Annotated in this window: 22 protein-coding genes; 10 read left to right on the top strand and 12 right to left on the bottom strand. The window is 64.3% G+C overall.

The window, feature by feature from the left end; all coding sequences use genetic code 11:
* Positions 1-4 precede the first annotated feature (4 nt).
* A complete protein-coding gene (locus R8L07_06855) occupies positions 5-991 on the bottom strand; it encodes a D-glycerate dehydrogenase (GenBank protein ID MDW3205249.1) in 987 nt (328 codons plus the stop codon).
* A gap of 162 nt (positions 992-1,153) precedes the next feature.
* On the opposite strand from R8L07_06855, the gene R8L07_06850 reads away from it, so the two are divergent.
* Positions 1,154-1,678, top strand: a complete 525-nt coding sequence (locus tag R8L07_06850) for an SH3 domain-containing protein (protein ID MDW3205248.1) — start codon at positions 1,154-1,156, stop codon at positions 1,676-1,678.
* Positions 1,679-1,691: 13 nt separating this feature from the next.
* Here R8L07_06850 and R8L07_06845 read toward each other — a convergent pair whose 3' ends face one another.
* Entirely contained in the window at positions 1,692-2,255 is a 564-nt protein-coding gene (locus R8L07_06845) for a TetR/AcrR family transcriptional regulator (GenBank protein MDW3205247.1), read from the bottom strand.
* 203 nt (positions 2,256-2,458) lie between these two features.
* On the opposite strand from R8L07_06845, the gene R8L07_06840 reads away from it, so the two are divergent.
* Positions 2,459-2,932 (top strand): YHS domain-containing (seleno)protein, encoded by a 474-nt coding sequence (locus R8L07_06840; GenBank protein ID MDW3205246.1) that lies wholly within the window; start codon positions 2,459-2,461, stop codon positions 2,930-2,932.
* Between the two features lie 58 nt (positions 2,933-2,990).
* Here the strand turns inward: R8L07_06840 and R8L07_06835 are convergent, their stop codons facing one another.
* Entirely contained in the window at positions 2,991-3,785 is a 795-nt protein-coding gene (locus tag R8L07_06835; protein ID MDW3205245.1) for a crotonase/enoyl-CoA hydratase family protein, read from the bottom strand.
* Between the two features lie 79 nt (positions 3,786-3,864).
* Here R8L07_06835 and R8L07_06830 point away from each other — a divergent pair, with 79 nt between their 5' ends.
* A complete protein-coding gene (locus tag R8L07_06830; GenBank protein ID MDW3205244.1) occupies positions 3,865-4,446 on the top strand; it encodes a helix-turn-helix domain-containing protein in 582 nt (193 codons plus the stop codon).
* A gap of 66 nt (positions 4,447-4,512) precedes the next feature.
* Here the strand turns inward: R8L07_06830 and R8L07_06825 are convergent, their stop codons facing one another.
* From R8L07_06825 to R8L07_06810, 4 genes are all read right to left on the bottom strand, one after another.
* Entirely contained in the window at positions 4,513-5,097 is a 585-nt protein-coding gene (locus R8L07_06825) for a DUF3501 family protein (GenBank protein ID MDW3205243.1), read from the bottom strand.
* Positions 5,098-5,200: 103 nt separating this feature from the next.
* Positions 5,201-6,559, bottom strand: a complete 1,359-nt coding sequence (locus R8L07_06820) for a heterodisulfide reductase-related iron-sulfur binding cluster (GenBank protein MDW3205242.1) — start codon at positions 6,557-6,559, stop codon at positions 5,201-5,203.
* A gap of 125 nt (positions 6,560-6,684) precedes the next feature.
* A complete protein-coding gene (locus tag R8L07_06815) occupies positions 6,685-7,101 on the bottom strand; it encodes a rubrerythrin family protein (GenBank protein ID MDW3205241.1) in 417 nt (138 codons plus the stop codon).
* Between the two features lie 214 nt (positions 7,102-7,315).
* On the bottom strand, positions 7,316-7,768 hold the full coding sequence (locus R8L07_06810; GenBank protein ID MDW3205240.1) for a Fur family transcriptional regulator: 453 nt from the start codon (positions 7,766-7,768) through the stop codon (positions 7,316-7,318).
* Positions 7,769-7,972: 204 nt separating this feature from the next.
* On the opposite strand from R8L07_06810, the gene R8L07_06805 reads away from it, so the two are divergent.
* Complete coding sequence (locus R8L07_06805; GenBank protein MDW3205239.1) at positions 7,973-9,946, top strand: PBP1A family penicillin-binding protein; 1,974 nt, start codon at positions 7,973-7,975, stop codon at positions 9,944-9,946.
* A 75-nt stretch (positions 9,947-10,021) separates the two neighbouring features.
* Here the strand turns inward: R8L07_06805 and R8L07_06800 are convergent, their stop codons facing one another.
* Genes R8L07_06800 through R8L07_06790 form a run of 3 tightly spaced genes read right to left on the bottom strand, consistent with a single transcriptional unit; the run spans position 10,022 to position 13,279 of the window.
* On the bottom strand, positions 10,022-11,227 hold the full coding sequence (locus R8L07_06800; GenBank protein MDW3205238.1) for a pyridoxal phosphate-dependent aminotransferase: 1,206 nt from the start codon (positions 11,225-11,227) through the stop codon (positions 10,022-10,024).
* A 52-nt stretch (positions 11,228-11,279) separates the two neighbouring features.
* Entirely contained in the window at positions 11,280-12,263 is a 984-nt protein-coding gene (locus R8L07_06795; protein ID MDW3205237.1) for an alpha/beta fold hydrolase, read from the bottom strand.
* 14 nt (positions 12,264-12,277) lie between these two features.
* Positions 12,278-13,279 carry an ABC transporter ATP-binding protein gene (locus tag R8L07_06790; GenBank protein MDW3205236.1) on the bottom strand — a complete coding sequence of 334 codons (1,002 nt, stop codon included), beginning with the start codon at positions 13,277-13,279 and terminating at the stop codon, positions 12,278-12,280.
* A gap of 231 nt (positions 13,280-13,510) precedes the next feature.
* Between R8L07_06790 and R8L07_06785 the strand changes: the two genes are divergently transcribed.
* The gene (locus R8L07_06785; protein ID MDW3205235.1) at positions 13,511-13,705 is read left to right on the top strand and encodes a zinc-finger domain-containing protein; all 195 of its coding nucleotides are present in this window, start codon (positions 13,511-13,513) and stop codon (positions 13,703-13,705) included.
* 9 nt (positions 13,706-13,714) lie between these two features.
* Here R8L07_06785 and R8L07_06780 read toward each other — a convergent pair whose 3' ends face one another.
* Positions 13,715-14,614: a LysR family transcriptional regulator gene (locus R8L07_06780; GenBank protein MDW3205234.1), complete on the bottom strand. Its 900-nt coding sequence runs from the start codon at positions 14,612-14,614 to the stop codon at positions 13,715-13,717.
* Positions 14,615-14,755: 141 nt separating this feature from the next.
* Between R8L07_06780 and R8L07_06775 the strand changes: the two genes are divergently transcribed.
* The 4 genes from R8L07_06775 to R8L07_06760 all read left to right on the top strand — a co-directional run bounded on the left by R8L07_06775 (position 14,756) and on the right by R8L07_06760 (position 18,978).
* Positions 14,756-15,217 carry a (2Fe-2S)-binding protein gene (locus R8L07_06775; protein MDW3205233.1) on the top strand — a complete coding sequence of 154 codons (462 nt, stop codon included), beginning with the start codon at positions 14,756-14,758 and terminating at the stop codon, positions 15,215-15,217.
* 3 nt (positions 15,218-15,220) lie between these two features.
* Positions 15,221-17,422 (top strand): xanthine dehydrogenase family protein molybdopterin-binding subunit, encoded by a 2,202-nt coding sequence (locus tag R8L07_06770; GenBank protein MDW3205232.1) that lies wholly within the window; start codon positions 15,221-15,223, stop codon positions 17,420-17,422.
* Positions 17,423-17,571: 149 nt separating this feature from the next.
* Positions 17,572-18,093, top strand: a complete 522-nt coding sequence (locus R8L07_06765) for a redoxin family protein (GenBank protein MDW3205231.1) — start codon at positions 17,572-17,574, stop codon at positions 18,091-18,093.
* A gap of 15 nt (positions 18,094-18,108) precedes the next feature.
* Entirely contained in the window at positions 18,109-18,978 is an 870-nt protein-coding gene (locus R8L07_06760; protein MDW3205230.1) for a CoA ester lyase, read from the top strand.
* Positions 18,979-19,186: 208 nt separating this feature from the next.
* Here the strand turns inward: R8L07_06760 and R8L07_06755 are convergent, their stop codons facing one another.
* Positions 19,187-19,378, bottom strand: coding sequence for a hypothetical protein (locus tag R8L07_06755; GenBank protein MDW3205229.1), 192 nt, complete (start codon positions 19,376-19,378; stop codon positions 19,187-19,189).
* 144 nt (positions 19,379-19,522) lie between these two features.
* Between R8L07_06755 and gcvA the strand changes: the two genes are divergently transcribed.
* A complete protein-coding gene (gene gcvA / locus R8L07_06750) occupies positions 19,523-20,464 on the top strand; it encodes a transcriptional regulator GcvA (GenBank protein MDW3205228.1) in 942 nt (313 codons plus the stop codon).
* Positions 20,465-20,568 lie beyond the last annotated feature (104 nt).

The raw sequence follows: 20,568 nt of genomic DNA, 5'->3' as shown, positions 1-20,568 counted from the left end.
GGGGCTAGAACATCGTGTCGATCACGCGGTCGGGCGGGTTGTGGCCGTCGACCCAGGTCTTCACGTTGATGATCACCCGTTCGCCCATGGCGATGCGACCCTCGATGGTCGCGGAGCCCATATGCGGCAGCAAGACGACATTGCTGAGCTTGATCAGCTTCGGATTGACCGCCGGTTCGTTCTCATAGACGTCAAGACCGGCGCCGGCGATCTGGCCCTGGGACAGGGCCTTGACCAGCGCGGCCTCGTCAATGACCTCCCCGCGCGAGGTGTTGACCACATAGGCATGCGGCTTCATCAGATCGAGACGGCGGGCATTGAGCAGGTGATAGGTCGCCGGCGTGTGCGGGCAGTTAATCGACAGAATGTCCATATGGGCGATCATCTGATCCAGCGAGGACCAGTAGGTCGCTTCCAGCTCCTGCTCCAGGTCTTCGGGCACGCGGTTGCGGTTGTGGTAATGCACCGACAGGCCGAAGCCGCGGGCACGGCGGGCGACGGCGGTGCCGATGCGGCCCATGCCGATGATGCCCAGCCGCTTGCCCCAGATCCGGTGACCCAGCATGCCGGTCGGGCTCCAACCGTTCCAGGATCCTTCACGGACCAGCTGTTCGCCTTCCACCAGTCGGCGCGGCACGGCCAGGATCAGCGCCATGGTCATGTCGGCCGTGTCCTCGGTCAGGACATCCGGCGTGTTGGTGACGATGATGCCGCGCTTCCGGGCGGCGGCGAAGTCGATATGGTCGACCCCGGTACCGAAACTGGCGACCATCTTCAGCCCGTCGCCGGCGGCATCGATCACTTCGCGGTCGATCTTGTCGGTGACGGTCGGCACCAGAATTTCGGCGCGGCGGACCGCGTCGAGCATCTGCTCACGGGTGAAGGCCTCGTCGGCCAGATTCAGTTCGCAGTCGAACAGCTCCATCATCCGGGTTTCGATGATGTCCGGCAGTTTGCGCGTGACGACGACTTTCGGCTTCCTGTAGGTCATGGCGTGTCCAACCCCCGATGGTCCCGGTCTGGTTCGGAACGGGGCCGGTGCGACGGATTTCCGCACGGTTCCGCGTCCCTGAATCCGGGTGCAGCGCTTTCTTTATAGAAGAATCGCGCTATAGGAAACCGTTGCCGCCCGACAGGTTGTTCCGAGGATAGGATGCGCCGGCTCGCGCTCACATTGCTGCTCTCCGTCGGACTGGGCATCGCCCTGCTTTCCGGGGGGGCGCCCGTGGCCGCGCAGAGTGCCGGACAGGGAACGGGTCCGGGCAGCGGTCAGCCGATCCCGCGGATGGTGTCCATCAAGGCGACAGAGGCGAATGTCCGTACCGGTCCGGGGGTCGACTATCCGATCCGCTGGGTCTATCGCCGGCTGGACATGCCTGTCCAGGTAATCGCCGAATTCGACAAATGGCGAAAGATCCGGGATTGGGAAGGCGACGAGGGCTGGGTCCATTTCGCGTTGCTGAGCTCGCGTCGAACCGTGATCGTCACCAAGCCGGAAACCACGCTGCGCCGCCTCTCCGACGAAGCCTCCCCCGCCGTCGCCCGACTGGCCGAAGGCATGGTCGCCCGGGTGGAATATTGCGATGCCTCCTGGTGTCTTGTCACCGTACAGGGCTATGACGGGTGGCTGAAGCGTGCGGATGTCTGGGGTGTCGAGGCCGGCGAGACGCTGCAGTAGCAGCGGCGATCCCTCAGTCAGGCTCTTCGAACAGGCGGGCCAGGCGTGCCCGCCAATCCTGGGCTTTCCGATCCGCCCGGCCCATCGCCTGGAAGCCGAGATAGAGATGCAGCACCAGTTCCGAGAGCTCCCGGCGGTGCGCCGCGCTGCCCCCGATTTCGAAATGGTCCAGAACGGCCTCGATCGCGGCCCGCAACCGTTCTGCCATCTGGTGAGTACGCGCGGCGACCCGCGGGTTGAAGGGGGCCAGATCCACCATCGCGTTGCAGATGAAGCAGCCCCTTTCCGCGAACTCCCCCTGACCTGAGAACAGGGGCGCAAGACAGGCCGAGGCGCTGGTGGCGCGCACCGATCCCAGCATGTCGACGACGCCCGACACGACCTTGTCGTCGTAATAGTCCAGGGCGGCGAGATAGACCGATTCCTTGTCACTGAAGGCCTTGTAGAAGCTGCCGCGGGTGATGTTCATCGCGTCCAGCAGATCCGGCAGATTGGTCGCGGCATAGCCTTTCAACCAGAAGACCTGCATCGCCCCCAGCATCGCGGCGTCGGTATCGAATTCCCTCGGTCGTGCCATTTCCGGTTCCTAACGCGATTCCGGCCTATCGTTCACGCGAGCTTCACGCTCTGTTGTTTTGTACCAAATGGTTCCGAATTGTATCTATACCCGACAGGCGGTGTCCTGCCAGGCGCCGTCGCGGTTCCCACCGCACTTTCCCGCGGCATTTCCCCGCCGCAATCGATCGGGATCGCGATCCCTTCAATTCGGGAGTATCACACATGAAGACCCTTACGTCCCTGCTGGCCAATGCACTGGTCTCACTGTTCCTCGCGACCAGCGCCCTGGCGGCCGGTGTCGAGTTGAATACCTCTCAAACCGGTCTAGCCCTGCAGGGTTATGATCCGGTTGCCTATTTCACCGATGGAAAACCGGTTCAGGGTGATTGGCAAATCACGTCGGAGTACCAGGGCGCGACCTACCGCTTCGCAAATGAAGCCCACAAGGCGACCTTCGAAGCAGATCCGGAAGCCTACATCCCGCAATATGGCGGCTACTGCGCCTTCGGGACCGCGATGGGCTTCAAGTTCGACGGCGACCCGACCCAGTGGCGCATCGTCGACGGCAAGCTGTATCTGAACCTGTCCTCGCAGATTCAGGAGCGTTGGCTGAAGGACGTTCCCGGTTATATCGAGCAGGCCGACGGCAAGTGGGTCGACATCGCCGACAAGGCGCCGGCCGATCTGCAGCAGTAAGCGCAGTTGAGGCTCGGTCGGGGCGGCGGGTTCCGTGCCCGCCGCCTTGTCCCCAATTTCATGCCGTCAGGCCGTATTTCGGGGGACGCCGCTCGATCCAGGCTTTCAGTGCTTCCCCGGTATTCCGGGTTTCCGCGACCCGCGCGAACTGCTCCCCTTCAATTCGCAGGCCTTCGCTGATCGGGGCGTTCAGACCATGGGCCACCGCCCGCAGGATCGCAGCCGTCGGTTCGGGGGCGTGCCTCAAGATCCGCTGCGCCAGATCCAGGCTGACCGACATCAGCTCGTCATGGGGGACGACCCGGTTGATCAATCCGAGTTCCAGGGCGCGGGCGGCGCCGAAATCCTCCCCTGTCAGCAGCAGTTCCAGCGCGCGCTTGCGGCCCGCCAATCGCGGCAAACGTTGGGTTCCGCCGAAAGTTGGCGGAATGCCGATAGCGATTTCCGGTTTCGCAAACCGTGCCCGGTCGCTGGCGATGGACAGGGCCGCCGCCTCCGTAATCTCGCAGCCACCGCCATAGGCCAAACCGTTGACCGCGACGATCAACGGCTTCGGAAAGGCCTCTATTCGGGCCGTCAGCGCCTGGCCGCGCCGGACGAACTGCCGCAGGGCGGTGTCTGCGCCATGGGAGATGCTCCCTGCGAATTCCGGAATATCGGCGCCGGCGGAGAAGGCCCGATCCCCAGCCCCGGTCAGGATGACGGCACGCAGCGTGTCGTCGGCTTCGATCCGATCCACCGCCAGAGAGAGACGGTCCAGTGTTTCATAGTTCAGGGCATTCAGCTTGTCTGGCCGGTTCAGCCGCAGGATTGCGATCGGCCCCTGCCGGGATTCAATGAGCGTTTCAGACATCAGATGACTCCGGATTTGCGTTTCGACCGGGCCGACGCTAGACAGATCCAAACGGATGTACACTCACCGGTGAGTATACATGGCAGAATCCGAAGTCAGTACGAAGCAACGAATCGTCGAATCAGCAAATGCCCTGTTCTATCGCGACGGTGTTCGGGCAACAGGGGTCGATGCGATCGCGGAGCGGGCCGGCATCACGAAGCGGTCGCTCTACTATCATTTCCGCAGCAAGGACGACCTGATAGAGGCCTATCTTCAGTCCCGGGATGCCCCCAATCTGGCGGCCTTCCAGCGCTGGTTCGGGCCCGATGATGCGACGCTCGACAGTCGGGTCGCCGCTCTGTTCGACGGTCTGCTGCGCGCGTCGAAGCGGCCGGAATGGCGCGGTTGCGGCTTTCTCAGGACGGCGGGCGAACTGGCCAATATGCCGGGCCATCCGGCAATCCGGGCTGCGTCGATCCACAAGAAGAATGTCGAGGCCTGGCTGTCGCAGGTCCTGGGCGAGGCGGGGCTGCTCCGACCGGACGCCATCGCCCGGCAAGTCGTCCTGCTGATCGACGGTGCGTTCTCTGCGATGCTGGTGCATCATGACACGGCGTATATCGACGCCGCGTCTGACGCCGCCCGCGCCCTGTGTGCCGCGGCCGAACGTCGGTCCTGACCGAATGCAAATCGGCCCCCCGCCTGGGGCAGGGGGCCGGGGCAGCGATCCCGGTACCTTGGGGGGTTAATCGAAATCGGCTGCCAATGCGTCGCGCGACGCTTCGGTGAGCACGGTCATGTGGCCGTACTGCTCATGGGAAAACCCGACCAGCACCTGGGAAGCGGATCGGAATGCCGAGGCCTGCGCCTCGGTGAAGGGGAAGTGGATGAACTGCACCGACGACGCCTTGCCGGCGGCATTGGTGCGGTCGACATCTTCTTCCGGCACACCCTTGACCTCATGGTCGCCGAACCGGATGAACATCGTCTCCTCGACCCCGCCCAGACGGGACAGGAAATTCTTGCGGCGGATCGGATCGTCGATTTCGAACATGACGGTCGCAGTGAGCTCCCGGCCGTTCGGGATCATCGGATTGTAGGCACTCAGTTCATCCGCGATCTGCTCCTCGCCGCCCTTTTCGATGTACAGCATCTCCTGCACCTGGTGCAGCATCGTGTCGAAATTCTCGAAATAGCAGGTGGCTACCGGTCCGATCTCGATCCGGCGGTGTTTCTTCAGGGCGATCAGCTCGGCATGGCGCTGCTTGCGGACCTTGACGTATTCGTCCAGCGGCAGGATGTCGGCCTTGGTAATTTCACGCTTGCTCATATGCTCCATCTCTTCGGATCTCCGTTAGAGGCTGTCCCCCGGCGGCAGTCCGCCGGTCCCCCAAACAGCACCGTTTCGAATTTCAATTGCGAACGTGTCGCAACTACATCAGCCCATAGGATTTGGCCAGCAGAACGATCGGATGGGCGGCCAGTTCCGGATCGTTCCGTTCCGCCCCTTCGCCCGGATCTTCCGGATTGCGGGTGATTCCCTGCTTGATGTGCAGCCCCGCAAGCGGGCATTCCGACGCAACGAACTTCGCCTTTCCCTTGGCCTGCATCTGTTTGAAGACCGGCTTTCCGACCTTCATGCCGACTTCGAAATTGTCCTTCATGATGCCCCAGGAACCGCCATGGCCGGAGCACCGCTCAACCGCGGCAATTCGCGTGTCGGGGATCAGACGGGCCAGTTCCGCCCCCTTCTGTCCCATGTTCTGGGCCCGCGCATGGCAGGAGATATGGATCGCGATCGGCCCGTCCAGCGGCTGCATGCCGTCGGCCAGGCCGGTCTTCTTGGACAGGGCGACAACATACTCCGAAATGTCATGGGACGCTTCGGCCAATGCCTTGATGTCCGGATCGTTCGGCACGATCAGGGGCCATTCGAATTTCAGCATCAGCGCGCAGGACGGCACCAGCGCGATCACGTCATAGCCCTTGTCGATATAGGGTTTGAGGGCTTTCGCGACGTTCTTGGCCTTGCCCGCCACGGTGCCGATATCGCCCTGTTCCATCTGCGGCATGCCGCAGCATTCGGGATAGACGATCTCGCACTCGACGCCGCTCTTCGCCAGGACCTTGACGGCGGCCTCACCGATTTCCGGTGTGTTGTAGTTGCCGTAGCAGGTCGCATAGATCACGGCCTTCTGCCCGGCGGCGGGGCCTTTCGGGTCGGCCTTCGGCAAGTCGCCCGCCATGTCCAGCAGCGTCTTGCCGGCGAAGGGCGGCAGGGCGGCTTCCTTGTGGACCCCTGCGATGGATTGCATCACGCCGCGCGCAAGGCTGTTGTCCTCTCGCGTCGCCCAGTTGGCGAGGCCGGCGACGGTGCTGCCCAGCTTGCCGTTGCGGTCTGTTTTGGTCAGCTGGCCTTCCATGCCGCCGCGCAACCCCTTGCGGTTTTCCACCGCCCGGTAGCGCAACATCAGATGCGGGAAATCCAGGTTGAACTCGTGGGGCGGGACATAGGGGCACTTCACCATGAAGCACATGTCGCACAATGTGCAGGCGTCCACGACCGGTTTGAAATCCTTGGAATCGACGGAATCGAGCTCTTCCGTCTCGGAATTGTCGATCAGGTCGAACAGGCGCGGGAAGCTGTCACACAGATTGAAGCAGCGCCGACAGCCGTGACAGATGTCGAACACCCGCCTGAGCTCTTCGTCCAGCTTCGCTTCGTCATAGAAATCCGGATCGTTCCAGTCGATCGGATGGCGTACCGGTGCATCCAGGCTGCCTTCGCGCATAGCCCGTCTCCTGATCTGTCACACCAGAGGGGATCCCGCGCAGGCTGCGCGGAAAGTGGGGGGAGCGGCGGCGGGCGGTGCCGAGGATCGGCCGTCCGCCCGCAACCGAATTCCCGACCGGAGTCTTACTCCATCGTGTCCAGTGCTTTCTGGAAACGACCGGCATGGGACTTTTCGGCCTTCGCCAGCGTCTCGAACCACTGGGCGATTTCGTCGAAGCCTTCCTCACGCGCGGTGCGCGCCATGCCCGGATACATGTCGGTGTATTCGTGCGTTTCGCCCGCAATGGCGGCCTTCAGGTTGTCGGCGGTTTCACCGATCGGCTCGCCGGTGGCCGGGTCGCCGACTTCTTCCAGGTATTCCAGATGGCCGTGGGCGTGGCCCGTCTCGCCTTCCGCGGTGGAGCGGAAAACGGCGGCGACGTCGTTGTAGCCCTCGATATCGGCCTTCTGGGCGAAGTAGAGATAGCGGCGGTTGGCCTGGCTCTCGCCCGAGAACGCTTCCTTCAGGTTTTCTTCTGTCTTGGTGCCCTTGAGGGACATTGTCTCTCTCCTGTCCGGTTTATGCCGATGCCGCGACAAAAGTCATGGCGCCGGCAGGGAAATGGTCTCACCGATCGCTCCAGTCACGCGACGGTACCAGCGTCACGTATTTGGAACGATTCCATGTTACCCCGGTCGTGGCAGGAGTCAACAGATTATAATCGTTCTAATGTACAGTATATTGGATTGATGAAGCGGCCGAAGATGCCTGCGGTCAGGCGTCCCGGGTGACCCGGATGATCACGTCCACACGGTCCATGACCGTGCCTTCCGGCGGCGCCGGCAGCTGGCTCACCTCGACGGCATCGACCGGGATGTCGACCAGTTCGCCCATCGGCTCGACGAAGAAGTGATGGTGATCCCGGGTGTTGGTGTCGAAATAGGACCGTCCCTGACCGACCACCACTTCCCGCAGCAGCCCCGAATCGCGAAACTGGTGCAGGGTGTTGTAGACGGTTGCCAGCGACACCTTGACGGCGGAGTTGCGCGCCATGCCGTGCAGCTGCTCGGCGGTGATGTGCTGATCGCCGGCGTCGAACAGCAGCTTGGCCAGCGCCAGACGCTGCCGTGTCGGGCGCAGCCCCACCTCCTTCAACCGCGCAAGCGCGTCCGTGAAGGGGCGCTGCGGGGCGGCGGTGTCGGTGATGCTGTCGTGCCGGTGTGCCATCCGACGGTCTCCTAGCCAAAGTCTCTGCCATGCATATCGGCAGAGGCATGCGAAATTCAAGCGCTAACACAATAGGGTAGGTGTCTTTTTGGAACAACACCAATTCACAGCACTGTGTGGAGAAGCTCACACCACTCGCAAATCTAACCCGATTCCCATACAATATATGGCGATTTCTTCTGGCAGTTACGCTATATCGGGCGCATGGCACGCAATACGAGACGGGACCCGCCGCCCCTGAAACGCGGCGGCGCGCGGAAGTCCGCGGCGAAAAAGGCGACAGGCAAGGCGCCCGGCGGCAAGAAATCGGCGGCGCGCAAGGCCCCGGCGCGGCATGCATCCGCGTCGAGACCGACCCGTCCGGCACGCCGGGTCTGGCCGCGTCTGCTGCGCGGCCTGCTGTCGCTTGCGATCTGGGGGCTGGTTGTGTCAGCCGGGGTGATCGGCTGGTTTGCGTGGGACATGCCTGATCCGGAAGAGGCGCTGGCCCGGGACGTCCGGCGTCCCGGCGTGACCATCCTGGCGGCGGACGGCACGCCGCTGCTGAAGGTTGGCGATCTGTACGGCACGCCGGTCAAGCTGGCCGAGTTGCCGGTTCATGTGCCCCACGCCCTGCTCGCCACGGAAGATCGGCGATTCTATTCCCATCCCGGTATCGACCCCATCGGCATCGCCCGGGCGCTGTACACCAACATCGTCGCAGGCGGCGTACGCCAGGGCGGCAGTACATTGACGCAGCAGCTGGCCAAGAATCTGTTCCTGTCCCGTGATCGGACGATCCGTCGGAAGGTGCAGGAGGCCTTGCTGGCCTTCTGGCTGGAGGCACGCTACGGCAAGGATCGCATTCTCGAGATCTATTTGAATCGCATCTATCTGGGGGCCGGCGCCTATGGTGTCGATGCGGCGGCACGGCGCTATTTCGGCCGGCCGGCGACTGAAGTGACCCTGTGGCAGGCCGCTGTGCTGGCCGGGCTGCCCAAGGCGCCGTCCGCGCTGAACCCGTTCCGCGCCCCGCGCAAGGCGGCGGCCCGTGCCCGGGAAGTGCTGGATGACATGGTCCGGGCAGGCTTCATTCCGGCCTCCGATGCGCAGGCGGCCAAACAGGACACGGTGATCACTGTGCCGGTCGACAGCGCCGGGGCGCAGACGCGCTGGCTTGCCGAATGGGCCGTGGATCGGGCGGCCGACATTCTGGGCGGTGTCGATCGTGATATTCTGGTGGAGACAACGCTGGAATCCGACGTGCAGCGCGCAGCGGAAGCCGCCGCGGCGCAGGTCGGGCCGGAGGCGCGGGCCAGGGACGCATCCGAACTGGCGCTCGTCGCAATGCGGCCGGATGGCGCGGTGGCGGCATTATTGGGCGGGGCGGATCGGCGCGGATCGGCCTTCAACCGCGCGGTTCACGGCAAGCGGCAGCCGGGTTCATCCTTCAAACTGTTCGTCTATCTCGCGGCCTTTGAGGGCGGGCTGACCCCCGATACGCAGATCGACGACAGGATCGCCCCGATCGAAGGCTGGTCGCCCCGCAATGCCGGTGCCGGGTATCGCGGCGTGGTGACCCTGCGCGAAGGCGTTGCCCGGTCGATCAACACGGTGGCCGTCGCGGCCATGGAAACTGTCGGCCGCGGCAAGGTGGTCGACATGGCCCGACGCATGGGCATCACGGCGAACCTCAACCCGGACCCGGCCCTTGCGCTGGGGGTCTACGAGGTCAGCCCAATGGAGATGGCCGGCGCCTATACGACCCTGGCGGCCGGTGGTCATGCGGCCACCCCCTATGTCGTCCGTCGGGTCAGGGACGCCGCCGACGGCACGGTGATCTATGAACGGGAACCGGGGCTGGGGCCGCGCATCCTGTCCGCCGATGTGGTCGCCATGGCGAATGACGTGTTCGGTGCCTCCGTCGCCTGGGGAACCAGCAAGGCGGCCGCTCTGCCCGACCGCCCCGCTGCCGGCAAGACCGGCACGACGCAGGATTATCGTGACGCGTGGTTCGCGGGCTATACGCCGCAGCTTACCGCTGTGATCTGGATGGGCAATGACAACGGGGCGCCGACCGACGGTGTCTATGGCGGCCTCTATCCGGCGCAGATGTGGCGCGTCTTCATGGCGCAGGCGCTCGCGGGAGAGGCCGCCCGGCCCCTGGCGCGGGGCCACGAGAACCGAAGCGGCGGTTAAGCCTTCCGCGTGCTCCAGCGCCTATCCTGAAGGAAGTAGGTTCCTGCTGTCGCAGGAACCATCTTCGGACCGATGTCAGGCTCCCGCCACCAGCTTTCGGGCAAATCGGTCGATGCGGGTGCAGGCCTCGCGCAGCGTGTCGGCGTCGGCGACTAGGCCGAGCCGGATATGACCCTTGGCACTGGGGCCGAAAGCGCCACCGGTCATGACGCCGACCTCTTCCTCGTCCAGCAGGCGCGCCGCGAAATCGAAATCGCTGAGCCCGGTCGGGCGGACATCGACCATGGCGAACATGCCCGCCGACGGACGGCGCAAAACGAGGCCCGGCGTATTGCCCAACGCGCCCATGACGATGTCCCGCTTGCGGTGATAATCGGTCAGCATGGCGGCACGGTCCTCCTCCACGCCCGGCAGCGGCGTCTCGGCGAGTGCCGCTGCCGCCGCTTCCTGGATGAAGGGCGCGCTGCCATACAGCATGCAACAGGCGAAATCGCTCAGCAGCTCGGAGAACTCCGGGGTCGAGACGGTCCAGCCGATGCGCCAGCCGCTCATCCGGTGCGATTTCGACAGCGACCCGATGGTCACCGTCCGTTCGGCCATGCCGGGCAGGGCGCAGGGGGCGACATGCTCGCCATCATACAGGAAGTCGACATAGACCTCGTCCGAGATCAGCCAGAGGTCGCGGCGCTTGCACAGGTCGGCGACCGCCTCCATGACGGCACGCGGATAGACCGCGCCGGTCGGATTGTTCGGGGAGTTGATCAGAACCACGCGGGTTCGATCCGTCACCGCCGCTTCCAGCCGGTCCGGATCCAGCACGAAATCGGATTCCGGGTCGGTCTTGACCGTGACGAGCCGGGCGCCGCTGGCCTGGGTTACGCCGGGATAGGTCGCATAATAGGGCTCCGGCGCGATGACCTCGTCGCCGGTGTCGCTCAGGCACATCAGCGCCGCGAACAGGGCATTCTGCGCCCCGGAGAACAGACAGCAGGCTTCCGGCGCGACGCTCTGACCCGTCAATGCCTTGTGGCGTCGGGCAATGCCCGCCTTCACCGCGGGGGAGCCGGTCAGCGCCGAATAGTGATGCATGCCGGCATCGAGGGCGTTCTTCGCCACCTCGACCAGTGCGGGATGGGTCGTCGCGGTACGGTCCTCACCCACGGACAGGACGATGATCGGCTGGCCGGCCGCATGGCGCGTTACCGCGCGACGGTGGATTTCCCAAGCCTTGTCGCCCATGCCGCCGACTCGCTCGGCGATCCCGGAAAAACGCATTGTCATGACCCCCATTCAGAACGCCGATACGGCTGTGCGCGAAACGGCGCAACTTCCTTCAATTCACCGGGGCGGGCAAGTCCGATGCGAATTCCTCCCGGCCGGAGGGTAGGGGGGCGTCGGGATTTCTGGCGAAGACGGCGATGTCTTCTATGACGCGGTCGGCATTCAGGTCGCGGGTCAGCATGTGGAATCCGGTGTCGTAGAGCGCCAACCGCCAGCCACTGTCCGGGGTCAGGCGCGCAATGACGCCCTTCAACGCATATTCGGGCAGGATATCCTCGTTCTGGCCATAGAGAATCAGGGTGTTGTCACCCAGGTCGGGAACGCCCGCATAGGCCCGGTCCATCAGCCCGACCAGGCCATGCACCGCGTCCACACGGGTCCGCCGGATCATCCATGGATCCTTGCTGAGGGCCCGAAGCACCTCGATATTGTCGGTCGGTCGGCGCCGGATATGCGGGGCGATCTCTAGCCAGGGCACGGTATGGGCCATGACGGCCAGCGGCCAGCGCTGCCACCAGGGCATGACCTCCCGGCCCCACACCGCCGGCGCCGACAGGATGACCCGGTCGACATTGGGCCGCGGCAGTTGCGGATCGGTCAGCGCAGCAATCGCCACCGCGCCGCCCATGCTTTCCCCCAGTAGGGCGATCGGCAGGTCGGGATGGCGTCGGCGCAGCAGATCCACGACGTTCTGGAGATCGGACGCCATGGCCCTTGCGCCGTGCCACACGCCGCGCCCCGCGGTCCGGCCAAACCCGCGCTGGTCATAGGCATAGACCGCCAGTCCGCTGTCGGCCCATTTCGGCGCCGAATCCGCAAAGGCGCGGGCATAGTCGTTGAAGCCATGAAGCGCCAGCAGCACCGCCGCGGCATCGCCATTCGGCAGGGCTGCCAGATACGGAAGCCGATACCCGTCCGGCATGACAAAGGCTTCCGCCTCCATCACAGCGGGCCCCCTGACCGGCCCCAGCCCCTCCACCCGCGGCGCACAGGCCGCGAGGAGACAAAACAGCGGGACGAGGATCAGGCGCCGCATCGGTGCCCCCCGGGTCAGTCCCGGCTGCTGCGGGTGATCTGCAGGAAGATGTCTTCCAGATCCGTCTCTTCGGTGGAGAGATCGTGGATGGTGAGCTTGGCCTCGTTCAGGGCGGCGATGATTTCGCCGGCGGTCATGGCGGAGGGGCGGTAGGCGATGGTCATCACCGTCGGTCCGCCGGCCGGGCCGTCGTCCTGGATCGTCGGGTTCAGCTTGCGCAGCGGTTCTGGGATTTCGGTCAGGGTTTCCTTCACCGTGACGCGCACGGTCTTGGCATCCAGCCGTCCCAGAAGGCTGCGCTTGTCGTCATGGGCGACCAGCTTGCCATGGTTGATGATGGCGATGCGGTCACACAATTCTTCGGCTTCTTCCAGGTAATGCGTGGTCAGCAGCACCGTCGTGCCGCGCTTGTTCAGGGCAACCACGTTTTCCCAGAGCTGCTGGCGCAGTTCGATGTCGACACCGGCGGTCGGCTCGTCCAGCACCAGGACGGGCGGGTCGTGCACCATGGCCTTGCCGATCAGCAGGCGGCGGCGCATGCCGCCCGACAGCGTCCGGGCATAGGCATCGCGCTTGTCCGTCAGGCCGACCATGGACAGGATTTCCTCGGTCCGGCGTTCGGCGGCAGGAACCCCATAGAGGCCCGCCTGAACGTCCAGCATCTCCTCCGGCGTAAAGAACGGGTCGATGTTCAGTTCCTGGGGCACGACGCCGATGGAGGATTTTGCCATGCGCGGATTGTCCGACACATCATATCCCCAGACCTTCGCGCTGCCGGCGGACTTGATGACCAGCCCGGCCAGGATGTTGATGAAGGTCGACTTGCCCGCGCCGTTGGGACCCAGCAGACCGAACAGGCTGCCGCGTGGGATCTGAAGGTCGACAGTGTCCAGCGCCCGCTTCTCGGCGGTCTTGCCTTGGCTGCGATAGACCTTGGACAGGCCCTTGGCCTCGATCGCGAAATCCGGGTCGGTCACCGCCCGGCTGTCGGCGCTTGTCTGGAAGTCCAGCGGCATGGTGCGTCTGTCCTCGGTTCGGTCCCCCGCCCGGCGCATCGGACTTGCGCGGATGGGGTAGGCTGGGTCATAACGGCTGTGTGGCGTCGTGATGCCGTGAAACCCCTAGATAGGCCCAAGGGCCATCGGGGGCAAGCGCCGACGCGGAAACGCATTTTTGCCGAGTCGCCGAAAACCCGGTACAGGGGTGGCCGGCGCGGCGAGCGATCCTGGGTGAGAGGGACTGGAAGCATGGGTGTGCCGTCGATCGACGAACCGGAAACCGAAACTGTCGACTCCAGCCGAGTCAGCTGTGACGGCGGCGGCGGGGCGCTGGGTCATCCCAAGGTCTATCTGCAGATCGGGCCGAGCCGATCCGTCGACTGCCCGTATTGCGACAAGCGCTTTGTCCTGAAGGACGGCGTGCCGCTGGGCGGTCATCACTAAGGTCCCGGCTCAAAGGTTCAGCACTTCCTTTGCCGTGTCGATGAAGGCGCGCAGCTTCGGGCTGCGTGACGCGCGTTGCGGGAAGTACAGGAAGAATCCGGGCTTCTCCATAACACTGTCGCGCAGAATCTCGACCAGGCTGCCATCGGCGATTTCCGTGCGCAGCAGCGGCTCGTAGACATAGATGATGCCGAAGCCGTCGAGGGCGAGCTGACGGGCATAGGACACGTCATTGACCACGATCGATCCCTTGACTTCGATCGAGACCTCTTCGCCGTCATCTTGCAGAATCCAGTCGAACAGCGTCTCCGACTTGGACTTCCGATACGTGATGCAGTTGTGGTCCTGCAGGTCCGAAAGCCGGGTCGGCGTGCCGTGCCGCTGCAGATAGGACGGCGCCGCGACAAGCGCGGTGCGGAACGGTGCCGTCAGGCGGATTGCCACCATATCCTCCGCTATCATCCCGCCCAGCCGCACACCGGCGTCGAATCCGTCGGCGAATATGTCGACGTTGGAATTCTCGCAATAGACCTCGATCCGCAGATCGGGATAGCGACGGGTCATTTCACGGACCACCCGATCAATTCCCAGATTGATCGTCGGCGACGGTATGTTCAGACGAAGAAGTCCGGTAACCTGTCCGTTGGCGGCACGGGCCCGGTCCACCGCATCGGCGATGTCAGAGGCCGCCGGCGCGGTCGCGGTGACAAAGTCGCGGCCGGTTTCGGTCAGTGAGACGCTGCGGGTCGTGCGCGTGAACAGCGGCAGGCCCAGCCGGTCCTCAACAGACCGCACCGCGTGGCTGACCGCGGACGGGCTCATGCCCAGCTCCTTGGCCGCGGCGGCGAAGCTCCGGCTGCGGGCGACGGCCAGGACCGCCGGCAAATGGATCAGAATGTCTCGGTCCATTCGTGAACAGTATCGAATAATGTAATCGATTTGAACGATGTTGTTCGGGAGCGGTCTTGGCACCACTTCCTGTTAAGTGGCCAGATGGGGGCACGCGTCCCGCGTTGCAATCCGCCGGCCCGGAAATCAGGGGACGAAATCATGATCAAATTCACGCTCAACGGGGCGGAGCAGACATTGGATGTCGATCCGGACATGCCGCTGCTCTGGGCCCTTCGCGACCATGCCGGCCTGACCGGGACGAAATTCGGGTGCGGTCTGGCGCAATGCGGCGCCTGCACGGTCCATGTCGACGGTTATCCCACCCGATCCTGCCAGACCTTCGTCGGCGATGTCGATGGCGCGACGGTTACGACGATTGAAGGCGTCGGCGGTGACAAGGTGGCGGAAACGGTTCAGGCCGTCTGGGCCGAAATGGACGTGCCGCAATGCGGCTACTGCCAGTCCGGGCAGATCATGTCGGCGGTCTCCCTGCTCAGCGAGACGCCGAAACCCACCGATGAGGACATTGACGGCGCCATGTGGGGCAATCTCTGTCGCTGTGCGACCTATCAGCGGATTCGCGCGGCCATCCACGAAGCCGCACGCCGTTTGGAGGCCTGACCCATGCTCGCACACACGCTTCAAACCCTTGCCCGGCGCGCCGGCGATACGACGCTGTCCCGCCGTGGCTTCCTGCTCGCCGCCGCCGCAACCTCGACCGGCTTCGCAATCGGCTTCCGTCCGGTCCGGGCCGAATCCACTGCAGGTTCGGCCGTCAGCCCCTTCGCGAGTTATGTCGAAATTGCCCGGGACGGTTCGGTCAGGATCCTGTCCTCCCAGTTCGACATGGGCCAGGGGTCCTATCATGGCATCGCAACACTGGTGGTCGAGGAATTGGGCGTCGGCTGGGACCGGGTTTCGGTCGAAGGCGCCTATGGCAACAAGGATCTGTACGGCAATCTTGCCTGGGGCGGTGTCGCCCAGGGGACCGGCGGGTCGACGGCCATGGCCAGTTCGTGGCAGCGCTACCGCCATGCCGGTGCCGCCGCGCGACAGATGCTGATCGCCGCAGCGGCCGCTGATTGGGATGTCCCGGCCGGAGAGGTCAGCCTGATGGACGGGCGCCTGTCCCATGCCGGGTCGGGCCGAGATGCCGATATCGGCGAGTTCGCCGAAGCGGCCGCGGCGCAGCCTGTTCCGGCGGAGGTTGTGCTGAAGGACCCGTCGGAATGGACGCAGATCGGCAACCCGGATGTCCTGCGCTACGACCGTGTCGGCAAGACGCGCGGCGAGCAGGACTTCACGCTGGATGTCCGTCTGCCGGGCATGCTGACGGCGGTGATGATCCATCCGCCGAAATTCGGCGCGACCGTCGCGTCCTTCGATGCCGCCGATGCCAGGCAATCCCCGGGCGTGGTCGATGTCGTCGCCATTCCACGCGGCGTGGCCGTCGTTGCACAGGACATGTGGTCCGCCCTGAAAGCGCGCGATCTGGTGAGTGTCGAATGGGACGAGAGCCAAGCTGAAACCCGCGGCAGCGATGAAATCCTGGCGGAGTATCGGGCTCTTTCGGATGGTGCCCCGACCGCGATGGCCCGCAGGGACGGCAATGTCGCCGATGCCCTGGCCAAGGCGGACAGGGTGCTGGAGGCAAGCTTCGAGTTTCCGTTCCTCGCCCATGCCGCGATGGAACCGCTGAATGCCGTTGCGCGGATGAATGAGGACGGGACGCTGGAAGTCTGGGCCGGACATCAACTGCCGGACCTGTACCAGTATCTGGCTTCGGTCACCGCGGACATTCCGCCCCAGAATGTTCGACTGCATGTGATGAAGGCGGGGGGCAGCTTCGGCCGCCGTGCGGTCGCTGACGGCGATGTTGTCGTCGAATCCGTGGCGATCGCCAGGGCCATCGGCTGGAAAGCACCGGTAAAGGTGCAATGGACCCGCGCGAACGACATGCGCGGTGGCCGATATCGGCCGGCCTATGTCCACAAGCTGCGGGCCGGCCTGGATGCCGACGGGAATCTGGTCGCCTATGAGGATCACATCGTCGGTCAGTCGATCGTGAAAGGCACGCCGTTCGAAGGTGCCCTGGTTCATGACGGTGTCGATCACACCTCGGTCGAAGGCGCGGTGAACCTGCCCTATCACGTACCGAATCTGTCGGTTGGTCTGACGACCACGGATGTCGGCGTGCCGGTCCTGTGGTGGCGTTCCGTGGGATCGACCCAGAACGCCTATGCCGGTGAGGTCTTCATCGACGAGGTGGCGGAAGCGGCCGGTGCCGACCCCGTCGATTTCCGCATGAAGCTGCTCAAGGACAAGCCCCGGCATGCCGAGGTCCTGCGCCTGGCGGCGGAAAAGGCGGGATGGGGCAAGGCGCTGCCGGAGGGTCGACATCACGGCGTCGCCGTGCATGAGAGTTTCGCGTCCTTCGTTGCCCAGGTGGCGGAAGTCTCCGTCGATGGCGGCGACATTCGTGTGCATCGGGTTGTCTGTGCCGTGGATTGCGGCACCGCGATCAACCCCGACACGATCCGGGCCCAGATCGAGGGCGGTATCGGCTTTGGCCTCGGCGCGATCATGAGCGAGGAAATCACCATGACCGGCGGCGAAGTCGATCAGGGCAATTTCGACAGCTACGAGCCGCTGCGGATCGACGCCATGCCGGAGGTCGAGGTGCATATCGTCGAAAGCGATGCCCCGCCGACCGGTGTCGGAGAGCCCGGCGTGCCGCCGATCGGCCCTGCCGTCGCCAACGCCGTGTTCCGGGCAACGGGACGCCGTCTGCGGACGCTTCCCTTCCGAAAGGGCATGACGGCCTGACGCCGTGGAACGTCGTGAAGATCGCGGGGGCGTGCCTTAGGGCGCGCCCCCGGATTCTTTGCGGAAATCCTCATTGCCGATTAACGAAACATTAGGCCCTGTGATTTTACCCTTCTCTGGATTGATCTCTTTCGGATAGGGCAGGGCTGATGAAAATCGGTGAGGAGATTCCCTCGGCACAGGTCGCGATCCTGGATAACGATCTGCCGGTTTGTTTCGACATCCGGGATCTGATGAAGGGACATCGATGTTTGATCATCGGTGCGCCGCAGGCCTTTACGCCGATCTGCTCGAAGACCCATGTCCCGGAAATCGCCAATGATATTGAGCATTACCGCTCCCTCGGCTTTGACCGCTTTCTGGTGGTCGCCCCGGACAATCCCTGGGCGATGAAAGTCTGGCAGCGGAATTTTCCGGAAGCCGAGGAATTTGTCTTCCTTTCCGACGGCAATATGGAATTCGTTCGCGCCTGCGGTTTGACGGAGCGTTGTGCCGGGCTGTTCCTCGGGGAATGCTCAAAACGATATGTCATTCAGACAACGGGCACCCGTGTCGAACATATCGATGTTGAGGAGTCCGTGCTGGTGGTCAGCCGAACCGGGTCCCGGGCACAATTGCATTCCCTGGTCGATCAGGATGCGGATAACATGTTCGAGATCGTGGACGCCTGACCGGGTTTGAGTTTCATGCCGCTTCGACCACCGCGTCTGCGCCGGACCTGGCTGTTTACCGGCGGCGCGGACCGCACCATGCAACTGGGCGCCGGCCAGAGCGGTGCCGATGTCGTCATTCTCGAATTGGAGGATTTCACCCGCCCGGCGCAGCGCCCGGCGGCCCGCGCCCTGGCGGCCGGACTGTTTCCGGCGTGGCGTGCAGCAGGGGCCGTTGCTGCCGTGCGGGTCAATCCGCTGTCCGGTGACGGCATGGACGACCTGCGCGCCGTGCTGCCGGCAGGGCCGGACGTGATCATGTTGCCCAAGGTCGACGGTCCTGAACGGATTCGCGAGCTTGCCGAGGCTGTGGACGGTATCGCCGGAACCCGCGCGGAGGTCGAACTTGTCCCCAATGTCGAACTGGCGCGCGGGCTGATGCGCACCTACGACGTCGCGCTTTCCGACCCTCGCGTGACCGCCTGCCTGGTTGCGTCGGAGGACATGGCCGCCGATCTGGGGGCCGAGCGCGGCCATGACGGCATGGAACTGCTGTATGTTCGGCAGCGGTTTCATGTGGAATGCCGCGCGGCAGGGGTGGTCTCAATCGATTGCCCCTATACCTATACCGACCTTGCCGGGCTTGAGGCCGAAACACGTCACGCCCGCCGGTTGGGCTATACCGCCAAGTCGCTGGTCCGGGCGGACCATGTCGATCCGATCCATCGCATCCTGACCCCGGCACCCGAGGCCCTGGCACAGGCGCGGCGGATCGTGGAGGCCTTCGACAAGGCGGAGACCGCCCATGTCGAGCTGGACGGGATCATGCTCGAACTGCCGATGATCTCCAATGCAAGGCGGCTTCTCGACCGGGCGGCGGAATTCGAAGCCTGGGCGGCGCGTTAGCTGCCCTCGCGCGCCATCATCGCGGTATGGCGGCGTTGCATCTCTTCGGGTGTGACGTCTCGCCGGGCGGCAGCACGACCTCCAGGCGAAAACCAAATCCCCACACAGGCGTTGAAAAAAGGCCGAAACCGATTTCGGCTTCGACCTTTTCCCCAGGGGGCGATGGGATGGAAAGATTGGGGCGCGATACGGGCCCCCGGGGGTGCCCCTACTCCGCCGGCAGCCAGCGGCCGCTCAGTGTCTGGGCGGTGTCGGCCCGGCCCCAGCGCAGCAGGCTGGCGAACCGGTCCGGGGTGGTGTTCAGGGTCTGCCAGAAGGCGAAGGCCCGGGCTTCGTTTTCGGCGCGCAGCGCGTGGCTGCCCGGGGTGTGGCTCAGCGTGTGATAGGGCGTCAGGAACATCTCTTTTCTCCTTCAAAACGTGGGTTCGGGGCAAAGCATCCGGTCGGTGACGCTTCATCTGGAGTAAATGTGGCTTAACCCTTTGGCATTCACAAACGAGTAAAAATCGACTTATAGATAAGTGCAGCTATCTTGTGAGGATGTATGCCCAGACTTCTGCCACCCCTTGCCGCGCTGCGTGCTTTCGAAGCGGCGGCCCGACATCTGAGCTTCAAGGCCGCCTCCGAGGAGCTGCGCGTTACGCCGGCGGCGATCAGCCAGCAGATTAAGACGCTGGAGGAATATACCGGTGTGAAACTGTTCCGGCGCCTGACCCGGGCCCTGGCCCTGACCGAGGCGGGCCGTCAGGCTGCGCCGGAGGTCAGTGCCGCTTTCGATCAACTGGAAAATGCCTATGTCATCATGCGCAGCGGGGGGCGGGCCGGCCCGCTGAATGTCAGCCTGCCGCCGTCGCTGGCGTCGAAATGGCTGGTGCCGCGTCTGGCCCGGTTTCATGAACGGCATCCGGAGATCGACCTGCGGATCGATGCCAACTCCCGCCTGGTGCAATTCGATTCAGAGGCGATCGATCTGGCCGTGCGTTTCGGCATGGGAAGTTATCCGGGGCTGACGTCGGAACCCTTGTTCCAGACCCGGACGCTTCCGGTCTGCAGCCCGAAACTGACACGCGGTGAGAACGCGCTTCGGAACCTGTCCGATCTGAGAAATCACACCTTGATTCACCTTCAGGAGACCGGCGCCGCGGCGATGGAGGATACCTGGGCGATGTGGTTGCGGGCGGCGGGCATCACCGATGTCGATCCGACCCGGGGACCACGCTTCAACACCCATTCGCTGGTGATCGACGCCGCGATCGCCGGACAGGGCGTGGCGCTGGTCGAGTATGTCTTCGCCGATGCGGAACTGGCCAGTGGCAAGCTGGTGCAGCCTTTTGCCGACGTGCCGATTCTGAACGCCAATCTGGGCTATCACGTCGTCTTTCCGCCGCATCATGGCGACGACCCACGTCTCCAGGCCTTTCGCTCATGGCTGTTCGAGGAGCGGGACAGGACCCTGAATGTCACTGTGCCGGACCAGGCGGGATAGGGCCGGCATGCGTTCGGAAGTGGCAAATGAAAGGGTCATTGGACCGGCCATACGAACGGGGGCCCACTAGGGGCCCCCGCCGGGTTTCGCGCATTGCTTGAACG

The sequence above is a fragment of the Alphaproteobacteria bacterium genome, from assembly GCA_033344895.1.
Classification (GTDB): Bacteria; Pseudomonadota; Alphaproteobacteria; order UBA8366; family Aestuariispiraceae; genus Pacificispira.
This window is presented reverse-complemented; position numbering and strand designations above follow the sequence as displayed.

Excerpts from the sequence above, each read along its gene's own strand:
- R8L07_06835 (MDW3205245.1), bottom strand. The coding sequence starts at position 3,785 with ATGTCTGAAACGCTCATTGAATCCCGGCAGGGGCCGATCGCAATCCTG.
- R8L07_06820 (MDW3205242.1), bottom strand. The coding sequence starts at position 6,559 with ATGCGCGAAGGCAGCCTGGATGCACCGGTACGCCATCCGATCGACTGG.
- R8L07_06800 (MDW3205238.1), bottom strand. The coding sequence starts at position 11,227 with ATGACAATGCGTTTTTCCGGGATCGCCGAGCGAGTCGGCGGCATGGGC.
- R8L07_06815 (MDW3205241.1), bottom strand. The coding sequence starts at position 7,101 with ATGTCCCTCAAGGGCACCAAGACAGAAGAAAACCTGAAGGAAGCGTTC.
- R8L07_06785 (MDW3205235.1), top strand. The coding sequence starts at position 13,511 with ATGGGTGTGCCGTCGATCGACGAACCGGAAACCGAAACTGTCGACTCC.
- R8L07_06765 (MDW3205231.1), top strand. The coding sequence starts at position 17,572 with ATGAAAATCGGTGAGGAGATTCCCTCGGCACAGGTCGCGATCCTGGAT.
- R8L07_06795 (MDW3205237.1), bottom strand. The coding sequence starts at position 12,263 with ATGCGGCGCCTGATCCTCGTCCCGCTGTTTTGTCTCCTCGCGGCCTGT.
- R8L07_06790 (MDW3205236.1), bottom strand. The coding sequence starts at position 13,279 with ATGCCGCTGGACTTCCAGACAAGCGCCGACAGCCGGGCGGTGACCGAC.
- R8L07_06840 (MDW3205246.1), top strand. The coding sequence starts at position 2,459 with ATGAAGACCCTTACGTCCCTGCTGGCCAATGCACTGGTCTCACTGTTC.
- R8L07_06850 (MDW3205248.1), top strand. The coding sequence starts at position 1,154 with ATGCGCCGGCTCGCGCTCACATTGCTGCTCTCCGTCGGACTGGGCATC.
- R8L07_06810 (MDW3205240.1), bottom strand. The coding sequence starts at position 7,768 with ATGGCACACCGGCACGACAGCATCACCGACACCGCCGCCCCGCAGCGC.
- R8L07_06845 (MDW3205247.1), bottom strand. The coding sequence starts at position 2,255 with ATGGCACGACCGAGGGAATTCGATACCGACGCCGCGATGCTGGGGGCG.
- R8L07_06755 (MDW3205229.1), bottom strand. The coding sequence starts at position 19,378 with ATGTTCCTGACGCCCTATCACACGCTGAGCCACACCCCGGGCAGCCAC.
- R8L07_06825 (MDW3205243.1), bottom strand. The coding sequence starts at position 5,097 with ATGAGCAAGCGTGAAATTACCAAGGCCGACATCCTGCCGCTGGACGAA.
- R8L07_06830 (MDW3205244.1), top strand. The coding sequence starts at position 3,865 with ATGGCAGAATCCGAAGTCAGTACGAAGCAACGAATCGTCGAATCAGCA.
- R8L07_06760 (MDW3205230.1), top strand. The coding sequence starts at position 18,109 with ATGCCGCTTCGACCACCGCGTCTGCGCCGGACCTGGCTGTTTACCGGC.
- R8L07_06770 (MDW3205232.1), top strand. The coding sequence starts at position 15,221 with ATGCTCGCACACACGCTTCAAACCCTTGCCCGGCGCGCCGGCGATACG.
- gcvA (MDW3205228.1), top strand. The coding sequence starts at position 19,523 with ATGCCCAGACTTCTGCCACCCCTTGCCGCGCTGCGTGCTTTCGAAGCG.
- R8L07_06775 (MDW3205233.1), top strand. The coding sequence starts at position 14,756 with ATGATCAAATTCACGCTCAACGGGGCGGAGCAGACATTGGATGTCGAT.
- R8L07_06805 (MDW3205239.1), top strand. The coding sequence starts at position 7,973 with ATGGCACGCAATACGAGACGGGACCCGCCGCCCCTGAAACGCGGCGGC.
- R8L07_06855 (MDW3205249.1), bottom strand. The coding sequence starts at position 991 with ATGACCTACAGGAAGCCGAAAGTCGTCGTCACGCGCAAACTGCCGGAC.
- R8L07_06780 (MDW3205234.1), bottom strand. The coding sequence starts at position 14,614 with ATGGACCGAGACATTCTGATCCATTTGCCGGCGGTCCTGGCCGTCGCC.